The organism is Pedobacter nutrimenti (assembly GCF_032678445.1).
GTDB lineage: Bacteria > Bacteroidota > Bacteroidia > Sphingobacteriales > Sphingobacteriaceae > Pedobacter > Pedobacter nutrimenti_A.
Map to the genome: position 1 here is coordinate 124,552 of NZ_JAVTSQ010000015.1, position 14,272 is coordinate 138,823.

10 protein-coding genes are annotated in these 14,272 nt (G+C 41.5%); 7 read left to right on the forward strand and 3 right to left on the reverse strand.

The genetic code is table 11. The features are described 5' to 3' along the window. Nucleotides 1-76: 76 nt before the first annotated feature. Nucleotides 77-4,216: a two-component regulator propeller domain-containing protein gene (locus R2S08_RS24640; protein ID WP_316837619.1), complete on the reverse strand. Its 4,140-nt coding sequence runs from the start codon at nt 4,214-4,216 to the stop codon at nt 77-79. A gap of 108 nt (nt 4,217-4,324) precedes the next feature. Between R2S08_RS24640 and R2S08_RS24645 the strand changes: the two genes are divergently transcribed. From R2S08_RS24645 to R2S08_RS24665, 5 genes are all read left to right on the forward strand, one after another. Then, a complete protein-coding gene (locus R2S08_RS24645) occupies nt 4,325-4,573 on the forward strand; it encodes a hypothetical protein (protein WP_316837620.1) in 249 nt (82 codons plus the stop codon). A gap of 44 nt (nt 4,574-4,617) precedes the next feature. Then, nucleotides 4,618-5,055, forward strand: a complete 438-nt coding sequence (locus R2S08_RS24650) for an RrF2 family transcriptional regulator (protein WP_108549884.1) — start codon at nt 4,618-4,620, stop codon at nt 5,053-5,055. An 89-nt stretch (nt 5,056-5,144) separates the two neighbouring features. After that, nucleotides 5,145-5,939, forward strand: a complete 795-nt coding sequence (gene cobA, locus R2S08_RS24655) for a uroporphyrinogen-III C-methyltransferase (RefSeq protein WP_108549885.1) — start codon at nt 5,145-5,147, stop codon at nt 5,937-5,939. Nucleotides 5,940-6,090: 151 nt separating this feature from the next. Then, on the forward strand, nt 6,091-7,686 hold the full coding sequence (locus R2S08_RS24660) for a S8 family serine peptidase (protein ID WP_316837621.1): 1,596 nt from the start codon (nt 6,091-6,093) through the stop codon (nt 7,684-7,686). Nucleotides 7,687-7,821: 135 nt separating this feature from the next. Then, complete coding sequence (locus R2S08_RS24665; protein WP_316837622.1) at nt 7,822-8,775, forward strand: PAS domain S-box protein; 954 nt, start codon at nt 7,822-7,824, stop codon at nt 8,773-8,775. 1 nt (nt 8,776) lies between these two features. On the opposite strand, the gene R2S08_RS24670 is transcribed toward R2S08_RS24665, so the two are convergent. Next, nucleotides 8,777-8,965, reverse strand: coding sequence for a hypothetical protein (locus tag R2S08_RS24670; protein ID WP_316837623.1), 189 nt, complete (start codon nt 8,963-8,965; stop codon nt 8,777-8,779). A gap of 74 nt (nt 8,966-9,039) precedes the next feature. Between R2S08_RS24670 and R2S08_RS24675 the strand changes: the two genes are divergently transcribed. After that, complete coding sequence (locus tag R2S08_RS24675) at nt 9,040-9,414, forward strand: PleD family two-component system response regulator (protein ID WP_316837624.1); 375 nt, start codon at nt 9,040-9,042, stop codon at nt 9,412-9,414. A 42-nt stretch (nt 9,415-9,456) separates the two neighbouring features. Next, the gene (locus tag R2S08_RS24680; protein ID WP_316837625.1) at nt 9,457-10,467 is read left to right on the forward strand and encodes a type IX secretion system membrane protein PorP/SprF; all 1,011 of its coding nucleotides are present in this window, start codon (nt 9,457-9,459) and stop codon (nt 10,465-10,467) included. Here the strand turns inward: R2S08_RS24680 and R2S08_RS24685 are convergent, their stop codons facing one another. Further along, nucleotides 10,468-13,995, reverse strand: a complete 3,528-nt coding sequence (locus tag R2S08_RS24685; protein WP_316837626.1) for a gliding motility-associated C-terminal domain-containing protein — start codon at nt 13,993-13,995, stop codon at nt 10,468-10,470. It lies immediately after the preceding gene. Nucleotides 13,996-14,272 lie beyond the last annotated feature (277 nt).

The window sequence follows — 14,272 nt, forward strand, 5'->3', positions numbered from 1 at the left end:
CAGCTACATATTTGGTTGAAACAAATGTAGAGCGGAAGTCTTTTGAATTGGTGTACTATAGTTGCAAACTAGTTCACTATGATTGCACAGGTGGTATATTTGTTTCGTATTGCCGCTGTCTGAATTCATTCGGAGCACAGTGATAGGTCTTTTTAAACTCCCTGAAAAAATAAGACTTGTTGTTAAATCCTGTTCTGTAAAAGATCTCAGAAACGGTATACTGAGAAGCAAGCAACATATCAGCTGCATGTTTTAATCTTATTCTTCTGATAAACTCTGCGGGTGTCATTCCTGTTAAGGATTTAAGACGACGATACAACTGCATTTTGCTAATGGAAAGTGCAGTTTCAATGGAAGCGGCATTCAGCTCTGGCTCATCCAGTTGTTCTTCTATAACTTTTAACAATCTTTCCAGAAATCTTTTATCGGTTTCTGCAAGGTCTGCATCTGTAAACTGACTGCTGATGTGCTGGTCTTTCAACAACTGCTGCATTTTTGACCGGTTGTCCAGGAGTTTTTTAATTCGTACCAGGAGGTGGCTGATGTGAAATGGCTTGGGGATATAGGCATCTGCGCCGACTTCAAATCCCTCTGTCTGATGTTCTATGGTGGCTCTGGCTGAAAGGATAATAAATGGGATTTGTGCAGTAACAGGCGTGTTTTTGACCTCCTGGCATAATTGTATCCCATCCATGTCTGGCATCATCACATCGCTGATGATTAAATCCGGCGTGATTTTTCGCAAAGTATTCAGCGCCTCTGTTCCGCTGCCAGCTTCATAAACCAGATATTGATCCTTCAGGATATTACGAAGCAGATAACGAAGCTCAGGTTCATCTTCAACAACAAGAATGCTGGGTCCTGTTTTCTGATGCAGCTCATCAATCAGGCTGGTTTTATTTTCTTCTTCTGCTGAGGGCTGCTGATGCTGTTTGATCAAAGAGCTGAACACCATAGAAGGGGCCGAACTGATCACCTCTTCTTCTTTTCCATTAAAAGGCAAAGGATCCAATTGGAGATTCAGGCTGAAATGGATCCAGCCATCCTGCAGTTCTGCCTTAATTTCCGCGCGAAGCAGTTGCACGAGTTCTTTGGTAAATGCTAAGCCAATTCCTGTGCTGAATTTATGCTGAGGCTGCTGATTGCCTACAAAAAACTGATCAAATAATCTTTCCAGATCTTTTGGCTGCAGATGGCAACCTGAATTGGAGACTGTAATGCAAAGCTTGTGGTTTTCTTCCTGGTAATTGGCAGTGAAACGTACGGTGTCCTCCTGACCAGAATGTTTGAAAGCATTGGATAGTAAATTGAAAAGTATTTTTTCAAGTTTGTCTTTGTCCACGAATCCGGTTATGCCTTCCTGAATTTCTATGAAGTATTTCCGGCCACCTTTGGCACTCTCTGTCAGGAAAAGCTGAGCAAGACTGGAAAACATTTTGCTCAGATCTACATAATCATCATTCCTGGTCAGGTAACCTGCTTCTGCTTTTCTGAATTCCATGAGTTGCTGCACAAGATAGCTGAGCCGAACGGTATGCTGATGTATGATAGAAAGGAAATAGTTATTTCCAGTGTCCTTTCTGTTGTTTTCTTTGTTTTTAGAATGAAGGTAATGTTCTATGGAACCCATGATCAGCGTGAGCGGTGTTTGTATTTCATGGGCAATATTGGTAAAAAAATTGAGGCGTTGCTGGTGTACAGTTTCATCTTTTTGACGGAGCAAATGCTCCATTTCCAGCTGATATTTCATTCGTAGTTTATTTTTACGGTAGATGTGAAAAATATAAGCGGAAATGGCAAGAACAAGAAAATATAAAAGTAGAGCCGGATAGGTGATCCAAAAATATTGGTTCACTTTAAATTTAAAGATCCTGATGTCGCCCGTCCAGCCACCTTCCCCGTTAGACCATTTCAGCATCATGGTATAGGTTCCGGGTGGGATGTTGTTGTAACTGATATTGCCCATGGCCCCTGAATAATTCCAGTTTTTATCCAGGCCTTCGAGTTTATAGGAAAATTCATTCTTGGCCGGATTCAGGTAACTCATGGATTTAAGAGACATGCGGAAAAAGTTATTTTTGCGGTCTAATGTATACTCTGTCGTTTCACCTTGTGCGGTGCTCAGCACCTGGATCATATTTTCATTGATTGGTGTACTGCCCATTTGAAGGTCTTTGACCATGACATTAGGCTGTTGGCTGGTCCCTGTCACCTCCAGAGGCTGAAAGTAATTGAATCCATAGATTCCTCCATAAAACAGGTGCCCATTCGCCGATTTCCATACAGCCCCATCACTGAATTCGTTGCTTTGAAGTCCGTCGCTTTCCATAAAACTGGCAATAGCATTTCCTGGCTGGCTCAATCTGGCCAATCCTTTATTTGTACTGATCCAAATGTCGCCGGTATTGGACTCCTCAATAGCATGGATGGTGTTGTTGGGTAGGCCCTGGTCCATGGTGAATTTGAGGAATGCAGGGCTTTGTTTTTTAGATTCGGAATAAGTAAGGCAGTTAAGTCCGTAGCTGGTACCAATCCATAATCTTTTTTTCTTATCCATATACAGGGAGAGTACATCATTATTGGACAAACTGTTTTTATAGGAAAAGGCTTTATAGGTCTTAAATTCGCCGGTTCTCTTATCCAGGACGGTCAGTCCGCCATAACGGCAGGCAATCCACAGCTTATGGTTATCTCCATCGGCCAGGGCATAAATGATGTCGTTGGCTGGACCTGTAGTTCCGCTGGATAGGTATTGTTTAAAGCCGTCCAGCTTTAATTTTCCAGAGGCTTGTCGTTTCAGACGCAAATGAATTAATCCACTGCCGCTGGTGCCCAGCCATAATGAACTGTCCTGGTCTTCCAGAATAGCGTATACTGAACTGAAAGATGGAATATTTTTTACCCCTTCAATCTCCTGCCATTTGATCATTCTCCTGGTTTTTAGGTCGTAAACATTGATTCCTCTTCCGTCGGTTCCTATATACATATAAGTAGAAGACCTGTTTTTGTGAATAGAGAAAACGGCATCATTATCCAGGCCATTACTGGTGTTGAGCAGTTCAACAGCGCTTTGCTTTTCAGGGGTTTGCCAGAATTTTGGGATCTTTATAATCCCGTTACCTTTGGTACCGACCCACAAATTGCCGTTTTCTTCAGAAAAGCTTCTTACAGGCTTGTCCAGATCGGGAACAGCGCTCTTACTGACCAGACTGAAATAGTTGGCCCGGGGAAAGATCTTAATCAGGCCATTACCATCTGTTCCCAGCCACAGGATCTCATTCCTGGTGGTGTTTAACGACATGACCCTGGTTCCAGACAGTTGCCCGGCTTCCTTGTTCATGAACAGAGATGGACTGAAATTCTGATCAAAAACGGAAATTCCCTGTGCTTCCCAGGCCACAACATAATGATGACGATAGTAGATCAGCGCTTTCATTTTTTGCTGGTTACTCCTCTTTTTCACCAGGTGATATTGCTTGTCCAGAAGGTATATGTATTGTGGGCTGGTCAGCACAATTTGCTCGTTGCTGGTGAACATATTGGTTAAGCCAGAAAATCCTTCCAGTTGTTGCACCCTGTGTATGTTATTTCCGGTAATTGTACAGACATAAAGGATACTGTTATTGTCCAGCAGCCAGAGTTTTCCATCAGGTCCGGTTTCCATTTTAATCACCCTGTTTGCCAAAGGAAGCTTAATCGGCCTGAATTGAAGGGTAGCTGTATCAAAAATACTCAGACCCTTTGCTTTACTATAGCAAAATACACGGCCCTTAAGGTCTATCGTTAAGATAAATTCCTTCTCAGCAACGCGGCTGTCCTTGCCTTGGTTATAGAAATATTTAAAGAACTTACCACTTGTTTTGTTAAAACGCGTAATTCCCCCAATGGTACTGATCCAGATGTTTCTGTGTTGGTCTTCTTTAATATCCTGGATGACATTATTTCCAATGCTGCCATAGGGACTTTCATTATTGTAATTGAATACCCTGAAGCTGTTTCCATCATACATATTGAGTCCATCCCATGTACCGGCCCATAGCAATTGATCACGATCCTGGAAAACAACATTGACGGCGCTATTTGACAGTCCGTTCCCGTTGTCCATTTGCTGAAAGTAAAACTGTCTGGGCTCATTTATCTGATCGGAAAATGCAGTAGCCGTTTCGCAAATAACAAGGACAAAAAGAATGATAAACAATTTACTGCGGATTTGCATGGTCTGTTTTAAAAGCAATAACAATAAAATAATCAGGCGTATACCAATAAATGTAAACAATTATTGTGTTGAATCGTTTATGGTGTGAATAATCTAATTTTTCAGACCATGACCTATAAAGAACTTCTTCAAACGCTGGCAGATAAGTCTTCGGCCAATTATAAAGATTACCTGCAATCAAAAATACATATCCTGCTAAGACCTGAGGATGAATTGCTGACAGATAAAGTACAGCAGTATAAAGATGCTTCCACGCATTATGAAAAGAAATTTAGTGCTGTACTGGCGATGGCCAGAAACGAAGAAGAGCTGGACCGGACCGTTCCGGAAGAGGAAATAAATGCAGCGTTGAAATAATTGCGTTGTTATTATCGCTAAATCTTTGTTAGCTTTGTTAGACTATGTTATCAAAGAAAACTAAGTATGCAATAAAGGCTTTAGTGGCCCTGGGGAAGAATATCGAAAATCCTCCTATGCAGATCGTTAGGCTGGCTGAGCAGGAAATGATCCCAAGAAAGTTTCTGGAGCAGATTCTGCTTGATTTAAGAAATGCAGGTTATCTGTACAGTAAAAAAGGTGCCGGCGGCGGATATAGCCTGAATAAGGATGCGAAAGATATCTACCTGGTGGATATTTTAAGGATTACTGACGGACCTATTGCCATGGTGCCTTGTGCTAGTTTGAAGTTCTACAGAAAGTGCGATGAGTGCCATGATGAGGTAACCTGTGGTATCAGGAAAACTTTTATTGATGTGAGGGATGCAACATTGAAGATCCTGACACATACGTCTATAGCAGATGTTATCGCCCGGGAAACATCTGATCCTCTGCAATTTTAAAATATTTCAATAAATAACTACTACTTATATAGACTTTATATATATTTGTATTCCAATACAGATATTATTTAGTCATTTATTGTAGGAGTATGATTTTAAGTAAAGTTAAAAATGGCCTTAAAGAGCCTAAAATAACCTTAGTAGGTGCAGGTCCCGGTGATCCGGACCTGATCAGTTTGAAAGGCGTCAAAGCACTTAATGATGCGGATGTTGTCCTTTATGATGCCCTGGTTAATGAAGCCTTGTTAAATCATGCACCTGAAAATGCCATTAAAATATTTGTTGGAAAGAACTCGGGTGATGAATCTTTTTCTCAGGATGCAGTTAACCGGCTCATGATAGATTATGCTTTGAATTATGGCCATGTGGTTAGACTTAAAAGCGGCGATCCGTTTGTTTTTGCAAGGGGATTTGAAGAAGTAGATTTTGCAGAATCGTATAATATTCAGACCGAAATCGTTCCTGGTATTTCCAGCGCAACGGGTGTTCCCGGTTTACATAAAATCCCGATGATCTATAGTAATTTAAGTGAAAGCTTTTGGGTACTGACGGGAACAAATGCTTCGGGCGAGATTTCTCCGGATTTGGTAGGTGCAGCCAAATCAACGGCAACTGTTGTGGTGCTGATGGGTGTGGAAAGAATTCGGGAAATTGCAGCGATATTTCAGTCTGAGGGCAAAAACCGGTTGCCTGTAGCAGTTATAGAGAATGGGTCGACCGTACATGAGAATGTAGTTGTTGGGATTGTAGATACCATAGAAGAGTTGATTGAAGAAAAAGGTATTGCTTCACCTGCTTTGCTTGTATTTGGCAATGTGGTGTCTCTGCATCCTTTATTTTCGCCGATACGGAACTTTTATCATTTACTTGCAGGAGAAGAGTAGAAGCCAAGGAAACTTATTGATTGTTTAATTTATATTTATTGTGAAGAGGCCAGAATTTATTTCTGGCTTCTTCGTTATAGAGCAGATAAGCTTAAATATGAATAACCATGTACTCTCATATTTTAATTAGATTTGCTCAAATTTAAACGTTATGAATATTATAAAAACTGAATTTTTATCTAAAAAAATATTTGGAATCGCTTTGTTGGCGGCAGTTCCTTTTTTCTCTTTTGCTCAAAAGCCGAACTGGCAGAATCTGGATCTTAAAACAGATTCAACTTTTGGTATCAGTACAGAGAAAGCCTATACTGAATTGCTGAAAGGTAAAAAATCAAAACCGGTAGTGGTTGGTGTACTGGATGGTGGGGTAGATTACAACCATGAAGACCTGAAAAGGATCATGTGGGTAAATAAAAAGGAGACGCCTGGAAATGGAAAAGATGATGATAAAAATGGTTATATAGATGATATCCATGGCTGGAATTTTTTGGGCTCAGCTAAAGGTTCTATTGATCATGAAGCGCTTGAACTTACCCGTATTTTAAGAAGAGATGAACCAAAATTTGGCCATGCAGATGCTACTTCTGTAGCTGCAGCAGATTTGCCTGCTTTTGAGGCTTACCAGAAGATGAAGGCGGAATTTGAGCAGAAACTGGAAGAAGCTAAGTCAGGTCTCGAAAATATTACAGGTTTTAAGAATGCCGTTGATGCCGTGGTGAAGAAAATAGGCAAAGACAATCCGGCAGCTGCAGATTTTCAAAGTTACCAGCCACAAAATGAGTTAGAGGGGCGCATAAAAAGTATTATGCTGAACCAGTTGCAAACGCAGAGCTATGAAGAGTTTTATAATGCTCAGCTGGTTGAAGGCTTAAAATATTATAAGGGACAGGTAGACTACAATCTGAACATGTCTTATGATCCAAGACCCGAATTGGTTGGAGACAACTATGCGGACAGCAAAGAACGCTTCTACGGTAATAACGATATTACTGGTCCGGACGCTAAACACGGAAGCCACGTTGCTGGTATCATTGCTGCCGACAGGACCAATAATATTGGTATCAAAGGAGTCGCTGACAATGTACTGATTATGGGGGTAAGGGCAGTTCCGGACGGTGATGAAAGAGATAAGGACGTGGCCAATGCTATTCGGTATGCGGTAGACAATGGAGCTAAAGTATTAAATATGAGCTTTGGAAAGCCCTATTCATGGGACAAGAAAGCAGTCGATGAGGCGGTAAAATATGCGATGTCTAAAGATGTACTGCTCATTCAGGCGGCTGGAAACGATAACAAGAACCTGGACGTTGAAAAGAGTTTTCCAGACCGCAGATATGAAGGTGGCGGTGAAGCTGGTGCTTATATTACAGTAGGTGCTTCGGGTTGGGTAAATGATTCCACTTTAAAAGCAAGTTTCTCTAACTACGGAAAAACAACTGTAGATGTATTTGCTCCGGGAGAGCGTATTTATTCTACGGTTCCAGGTTCTAAATATGAAAATCTGGATGGAACAAGCATGGCTTCTCCGGTTGTGGCGGGACTGGCAGCTTTGATCCGCTCTTATTATCCGAAATTATCTGCTTTACAGGTAAAAGATATCATCTTGAAATCTGTTGTAAAAGTAGATCATAATGTAAATGTAAAGATTGGCGAAGAGACCAAATCTGTTCCGTTTTCAGATCTTTGTGTTACTGGTGGTATTGTTAATACTTATAATGCGTTAAAACTTGCTTCAGAAACAAAATAAGTCCTGAGTAAGACATTGAGTCCTACAACCCTTTCGTGAATTTTCGAAAGGGTTGTTTGTTATAACACTTTTTTTTATAAATGTATTTTTTGTATCATTACGGTGATCTTAAATCACATATCGCATACGTTAAGAATGACATCTACTATCGACCTATTTCAGCTGTCTCCATTGCCAATGTGGATATTTGACATCAATACGAGGTTTTTTTTAGATGTGAACGAGGCTGCAACGCACCTCTTCGGATATAGCCGTAAAGAATTTCTGGGCCTGACTGTAGATGATCTTAAAGTCAGGGAAGGACAGCCGAGAGATAAAACTATCGAGCACCTGATCCTGAACGGACTTGATAAGGAAACGCAATTGCTGAAAAAGAAAAACGGTGAACGTGTTTACACACATGTTGTCAGTAATCCGGTAGAATTTCAGGAACAGAAAGGGGAACTTGAACTCGTGACTGATCTGACAGAGCGAATTGAAAGTGAAAGAAAGATGCTGGAAAGTTCAGAGCGGTTTAATATCGTTTCCAAAGCGACAAGTGATACCATATGGGATTGGAACTTAACCTCGGGAAGCATTATCTGGAACCGTGGAATTAAGGGAATATTCGGTCATAATGATATTATTAATCATACGACAACAATGTCCTGGAGATACGATCATATTCATCCTGAAGACAGGGAAAGGGTGGTGCTTAAAATCCAGGAGCATATCGATCAGAAAATAGAACGCTGGCAGGATGAATACCGTTTCATGTGTGGCAACGGGAGTTACAGATATGTATTTGACCGGGGTTTTGTGCTCTTTGACGAAAATGGTAGTCCTATCCGGGCTATAGGCGCCATGGAAGACATTACCAGAAGAAAAGAATATATCAAGGCGATAGAAGATCAGAATAAAAAATTTAAAGAAATTGCCTGGATACAATCTCATATGGTTAGGGCACCATTAGCCAGGATTATGGCACTGGTAGACCTGATCAAAGACTATGGCCCGGATAGTGATTATGATGTAATGCTTCAGCACTTAGCCAGTTCAGCTAAAGAACTGGATGCAATTATAGTCAATATTGCAGACAGAACCCCCTGATTTAATTTTCTTCGGGCTCATAACCTTTCCAATTCCATTCTGAATTATTTTTTCTTTCAAAAAAGACTTTGAAAGACTGACCTGGAGGCACCGTAAAATGAAAGGTAAGTTCTTTTGCATCCTGATTCTTAGGGATAAAGCCAGGCAGAAGGGTTTCAGCAATCATTTTAATTTGTTCTTCTTTAATCATATTCTCAAAATTACGGTGCAAGTATAGAGTTTTTTTTCGGGCTGGCATTAATGTTGTAGAAATGCATAATTCATATGACACGAATCCTTATTGTTGAAGATGATCCTGATGTACTGGATGTTTTTCAAGCCGTATTAGAAGCCCATCACTATAAAGTTTTTCCTTTAATGACAGGAAGACCTATATTCAAAATTATAGAAGAGTTTAAACCCGACCTAATTCTGATGGACATCCGCCTGGATGGCATGGACGGAAGGGCGATCTTTAAAGAAATACGATCGAGAAGTTCTACAGCACATATTCCTGTTCTGCTCACCTCAGGAGGCTTTAAAGAAGATTATATCCTGCGGGAAAATCTAAATAATGCTGATTATCTGGAAAAACCTTTTGATATGCAGGTTTTACTGACAAAAACGAAAAATTTACTCGAAGGAAGTTATATTTTTTAGAAATATATTTTTTTGAGGATACAACTTGCTAACTTTAGCAGGATGAAAATATTTAATGCCCTCCTGTTTCTGTTGCTTGCAACTCTATGTTCTTATGCACAGGAGATGCCAAGGTCTTCCCAATACATTTTCAATACCTATCTGATCAATCCGGCAATTACCGGTATAGACAACTATATAGATGTAAAAATGGGGTACAGGAAACAATGGACAGGTCTGGAAGGCGCTCCGGTAACCAGTTATATTTCTGTTCATTCTCCTATAGGGGACGATTTTGTAAGAAGTTCTGTGAATTCCTTTTCAGGCTATGGAGAAAATCCCTTAAGCAGAAGCTATGTGAATACCTATACCTCTGCAGAGCCTCATCACGGTATTGGTTTTTACGCATTGACAGATCGCGCGGGGCGATTGAGACAGACGAATGTGAGCGCAAGCTATGCCTACCATCTTGGGCTGAGCACGGAAGTGAATCTGGCACTTGGGGTTTCAGGTGGCTTTTCTTCCTTAAATATAGACGTTGACCATGTGCTGGTTGATCAACCTTCTGACCCGCTGTTGTCTGCCGATTACAACAACCGGATCCGTCCGGATGTAGGTGTAGGATTCTGGTTGTACAGTCCCAAATTTTTCCTGGGTGGATCAGCAAAGCAATTATTAGGCTACCAACATAAAATGGTGAATAAGGAAATTAATTACTCTGCTTACCAGCAGCCCGTGATATATGGAACCGCCGGTTATAAATTTTTTGTAGACGAAGATATTGCAGCCATTCCCTCAGTACTGCTTACTTACTGGTTAAATGCGCCTTCGGCAATAGATGGAAATTTAAAGCTGGCCTATCAGGATAAATTCTGGATAGGTGGCAGTTATAGAAACAACGATTCTTTTTCCTTTTTAGCAGGGGTCAATTTTGCTTCCCTTATCAACCTGAGCTATTCATATGATGTGTCTACTTCAGCACTCCGGTCTGTAAACAACGGGACCCACGAAATCGTCATTGGCCTGCTGCTGAATAACCGATACCAGGTTAAATGTTCTACCAGGCAGTTTTAGTTACCTTAACAAGGTTAAACTGCCGCCAAGCGGATTACAATCGGCTCTGAGATCTATTTTAAAATAGTACACACCAGCGGGTAGTTCCTTACCTCTGAAATTCCCATCAAAAGGTTTAGTATATTTTCCTATGGATTCATAAACCAGCTGCCCGCTGCGCGTGTACAGTTTAATATTGTAGTCACTATGTTCGGGTAAGCCTTTGATTACCCAGGTATCGTTTAGCCCATCTCCGTTGGGTGTCATGGTATTCATTACTTCCAGGTTATCATTGGTGACTTCCACATGGACTTTGGTGAAATTACTCACACAGCTCCCTAATTTACGTCTGATAAAATAATCTGCAGTTTTCGCAATTTTAAAAATGAACTTTCCGTTCTTCGTTTCGAGCGTTGGCATATCATCATCCAGATTGGAGAAGAGCTGATAAGTGCCTTCTTCCGGTGCGACTACAGGAAGCATGATCTCCGTGGCATAACAAGTTCTCAAGTCTTTAACTACAGGTGCGGGGATGATAAAAGAAGGATTTTCTATGGTAAACCATTGACTGGTTGCCAGGCCACAACTGGTGTTGTCTTTTAGGGTGAGCTGGTATTTTCCGCCAGGTACATTAATCAGCTGCTGGGTGGTCTGAACAAGCTCACCGGCCTCGTTTTTCCAGCTGAAACTATAGGGTTCAATACCACCATGTACAACGATACCAGTTACTGATCCCCTGGATAAACTGCAACCGTCATTTATTGCTTTGCCACTTGAAGGCTCAACAACCAGCAAAGGAATTTTATTGATCACGTAAGGGCCAAAAGTAGTCTCGCAGCCATTGATGTCGTAAGTAAACAAGGTGTAGCTGCCTGGTTTCAGATCTCTTAACTCACTGTTCGTTCCGCTGACCTCTGTAAATAGAATGGATTCTACCCACTTATATCCGGTTGGTCTCTGAGAGCCAGGGTTATAGCTTAATATGATGCTGCCATTGTTCTGATCGCAGGTGGCCGGTTGAATAGAGGGATTAAAATTAAATTCGGTTTTGGGGATTTGGTTGACAACGAAGAAATTGAAATTTGTGCAAGGGGTATTGCTGTTGCTGGCCACCAGCTTGTAGGTTCCGGGGCTCAGGTTTTTCAATGAAGGAGGAGTTGCCGGATCATAATTCTTCATCCCGCCTATACTTTGTCCGGATGGATCAAACCATTCGTACCGGTTGGCTTCTCCGATAAGGACTTGCTCTATCGCACCATTATTACCACTGCAGGTTACATGGGTAATCTGTCCGGCACTAATGGTGACAGAATTGTAGACCGGAATATAAAGAGGCTGAGTTCTTGCCGGAGAGCAGGTTCCCTGATCTGATACCTCAAGGACGTAGTAAAGGTCGCCAGCTACATTTTCCAGATTCAGACTGGTCTGCCCCGAAATCGCAGGACCCATAAGGCCTTTTTTCTGATCGTAAGTATACCATTGATAGCTTGCCGTACCAGTAAGATCTGTAACCTTGATGTTTTTTACCGAACCGTTCTGCTTGCCACATGCCGCATAGGTAATATCCATGGTGTTGAAATCGAAAAGTGGTGCAGGTTTTCTCTTTACCATCAGGAAGACGGACTCCTGTTTGCATCCCGCTTCATCCGTCACCACTACTTTATAAGAGCCCTCCGGAAGATTTACGGATTGCCCTTCTGCAACTTTACCCTGGGCGTCATACCATTCATACTGGATAAATCCTTTTCCTCTGAATACGTTGGCCTTAAATGTAAAGCTGCGCTGGCCACATTGAGGATTCACAGGTTCTATTTCCGGAATTGTAAGTTTCTGGTCTTTGACTTCAAATACCTGTGCTGTGGATTTACAGCCATCGTCAATGATCACTTCATAAGAACCCACCTCGAGGTTCGTGATCTTCTGATCATGCCCCAATGGGGTTCTGATATTGTTAATGATCTTGTTCCAGGTAAAAGTAATCCCTTCCCGTGGCTCAGGAATTGTAATGGAACCATTGGCTTTGCAGGTCACAGGTTCTATTACAGCCTCATTTTCCAGTAATGCTGTTGTGGAGAAAGGAGAGGTGGTGGCATTGAGTAAACTCGCTGTCGCCGTTACACTTCCATTGATCGTACCTGTATATTGCCATCTGCCATCACTTCCAGCAGGTACTGTTCCAATATAAGTTCTACCTTCACAAAAGCCCTGGCAGTTTTGAGTATAGAAAAGTTCTATGGTAGAATTTGGGGTTGCACGCCCTGAAACAGAAGCAGATAATTTTTTAAGAATTTGGACATAGGGCTGAAAGTTGTTCAGAGCTTTACCAATTCCAAAAATTCTGTTGCAGAACATACTGTTCCGTGTAATTTTAACTGGTTTGAAGGAGATACTCTCTATTCCGTAGCCGTTGTACCCGATGCGGTTGGTTTCCGCTGGCGTTGCCCCCCCGATATTGCCGGTAGCACCATCTTCTATGCGAACCCCTCCACCGTTTCCAAGTTCTTCTGTACCTGAAACACCCGTACCAATGGAATTACCTGTGAGGGTAAAGTCTGCATTTGCAATGGCTACCCCCCAGGTCCGATTACCAGAAATGATGTTATTTCTGATAAATAAATTGGTAGACTGAGCGTTGAGCTTTATCCCATAAATTTCGAGAGAAGAAGAGGAGAGAAATAGGGGAAGTTCATGATAGTCTTTTGTTCCGGTATAATCTGTACCGATCTTGTTGCCAATAATATTAATGTTAAAACGGCCGGTGCTGGTGTAATAATTGTACCTGTTGATGTTCAGGTTATATTGATTGGCAGAAATCACATTTCCTTCGCCTGTATTATCCCCCCCAACGGTTAAAGCACAGTCGTATAAACTGGCTGAGATTCCGGTCATATTGGGGTTCGCCGTATACCCATCATACATCACTCCAATCAGGTTAGACTGAATAGAAATATCGGTCAGGGGATTTACCTCGTAATATGTGGAGTTTTGAATAAGTATGCCATTGATATTCCCACAAATTACATTGCCTTTTCCCGGCGCACCTATTTTGATGTTGTTCGCACGGTAGTCGACTACAATTCCGGAACCCTGATTGGTATTTAAATTCTGGAGGCTGGTAATGGTGGCAAAATTCCTCAGGTACAGCCCGTAGATTTCCACGCCTTTAGTTTGAAGGTTATTTGTTTGATATTGGCCAATCCGGAGACCTGAAAAACTGGAGCCTGGAAATTCTGGTTCCAGGATGATCTTTGCACCAGATACACCAAGCGAGGGCCAGTTCTGTGAACTTCCGTCAATTACGACATTGGATGGTATAACGGGTAAGGCCGATCTGAGCCGGATGGTTCGGTTGGCATCTGTCGCAGATCCCGGCAAGTTGAACTGGATCACATAGTTGTTGGCTGTATTGGCTGATGGGATGCTTTCAAGAGCTGCTCTTAAGGTTCCCGGGCCACTGTCGGCATTAGAGCTTACGGTTAAAGTCTGGGAAAAAGCTTTACTGAAACTGAATACCAGCAGCAGCAAGAGAATGAATTTAGAACAGCGCATAACTTAGATTAAAGGACCAAAATACAATTTAAATATAAAGATACTTTACCGGGCTGAAAATTTGATTTCTAGTCTGGAAATATAACTGGGTAGAGTTGGGTAATTTAGTGCTCAAATTACCCTGAACTAATGCTTGATTTCTCTTATTCCATAAAAAACCCCTTAGGTGAAATGGGCTCTGAAGCAGCACTTTGACCCTTTTTTGTACAAGCAATTCGATATGGTTTTATGAGGTATGGTAATTGTTTTCAGTTAGTTAACTGATCATTAAACTAAA

Coding starts and splice junctions, on each gene's coding strand:
- R2S08_RS24640 (WP_316837619.1), bottom strand. CDS start 4,216: ATGCAAATCCGCAGTAAATTGTTTATCATTCTTTTTGTCCTTGTTATT.
- R2S08_RS24645 (WP_316837620.1), top strand. CDS start 4,325: ATGACCTATAAAGAACTTCTTCAAACGCTGGCAGATAAGTCTTCGGCC.
- R2S08_RS24650 (WP_108549884.1), top strand. CDS start 4,618: ATGTTATCAAAGAAAACTAAGTATGCAATAAAGGCTTTAGTGGCCCTG.
- cobA (WP_108549885.1), top strand. CDS start 5,145: ATGATTTTAAGTAAAGTTAAAAATGGCCTTAAAGAGCCTAAAATAACC.
- R2S08_RS24660 (WP_316837621.1), top strand. CDS start 6,091: ATGAATATTATAAAAACTGAATTTTTATCTAAAAAAATATTTGGAATC.
- R2S08_RS24665 (WP_316837622.1), top strand. CDS start 7,822: ATGACATCTACTATCGACCTATTTCAGCTGTCTCCATTGCCAATGTGG.
- R2S08_RS24670 (WP_316837623.1), bottom strand. CDS start 8,965: ATGATTAAAGAAGAACAAATTAAAATGATTGCTGAAACCCTTCTGCCT.
- R2S08_RS24675 (WP_316837624.1), top strand. CDS start 9,040: ATGACACGAATCCTTATTGTTGAAGATGATCCTGATGTACTGGATGTT.
- R2S08_RS24680 (WP_316837625.1), top strand. CDS start 9,457: ATGAAAATATTTAATGCCCTCCTGTTTCTGTTGCTTGCAACTCTATGT.
- R2S08_RS24685 (WP_316837626.1), bottom strand. CDS start 13,995: ATGCGCTGTTCTAAATTCATTCTCTTGCTGCTGCTGGTATTCAGTTTC.